Genomic DNA, 976 nt, shown 5'->3' on the forward strand with positions numbered 1-976 from the left:
GCCGATATCTTCGGCGGATCCGAGATCGATCGCGCGCAGGTCAATTACTTCGTCAAATTCATCCTGGGCAACTTGGTCCGGCCGATAGGCGCGACGCTGATTGTGCTCGGCCAGCCGTCCGTCGCCGGCAAGGCAGAGGGTCGCAGCGGCTCCACAGCCTGGTCAAACGCAGCACGCTCGCGCGTCTATCTGCGCTGGCCCAAGGGCGAGGAGACCGGCAACAATCGCGAACTCGAGGGGATGAAGTCGAACTACGGACCCAAGGGCGCAAAGATCAAGCTACGCTGGCAGGCTGGCGCATTCACGGCCGTTGCAGCATCCACCCCCGGCATTGATCTAAACGCTTTAAAGGAAGCTACGGACGCGTTGGCCGGTGGCCTGCCTACTGTCGAGAGTGCTGTCGAGCGCGGCGTGCTGGCGGCTGTTGCGGCCGCGCAAATCGAAGAGGTGACGTTGTCGCCTTCTTCCTATGCTCGCGACTCGTGGGCGCCAAAGGCGATTAAGCGGCTCTACGGCGAGCATGTGGGCGCAGCGTCGCTATCGGAGATAGATGACGCGCTGGCGGCCCTGCAACGGCGGAAATTGATAGTTGTCGGGGAGACCCGCCGCGATCGTAAACGCGTGCCGACCTATACACTCGGTGCGGCGGGACAGGACAAGGGGCAACCCACACAGAGGCAGGGTGCCAGTGTTTTCGACTGACACGATTTATTTCTGCGGTGCGCTCACCTGCGCTCACCTCGGGTTTTCGAGGTGCGCTCACCTGCGCTCACCTACTTGGAAGTCATTGAGCGGAAAGGGTAAAAGTGCGAATGCGCGCACCTCCGTCTATAGGTGCGCGCAGTATATCGGTGCGCTCACCTGCGCGCACCTGCGCTCACCTATTTGGAAGCTATTGAGTACAAAGGATAAAACGGCTTTTGCGCTCACCTGCGCTTACATGCGCGCACCTCGAAATGAGTCACGCGCTCACCTC

General features: G+C 60.8%; 1 protein-coding gene. It reads left to right on the forward strand.

Annotated elements, in window-relative coordinates:
- On the forward strand, window positions 1–702 hold a 702-nt coding region (locus DNK49_RS24210), incomplete at its 5' end, for an AAA family ATPase (protein ID WP_207807103.1).
- Between the last annotated feature and the right edge of the window lie 274 nt (window positions 703–976).

The sequence above is a fragment of the Parazoarcus communis SWub3 = DSM 12120 genome (assembly GCF_003226565.1).
Classification (GTDB): Bacteria; Pseudomonadota; Gammaproteobacteria; order Burkholderiales; family Rhodocyclaceae; genus Parazoarcus; species Parazoarcus communis.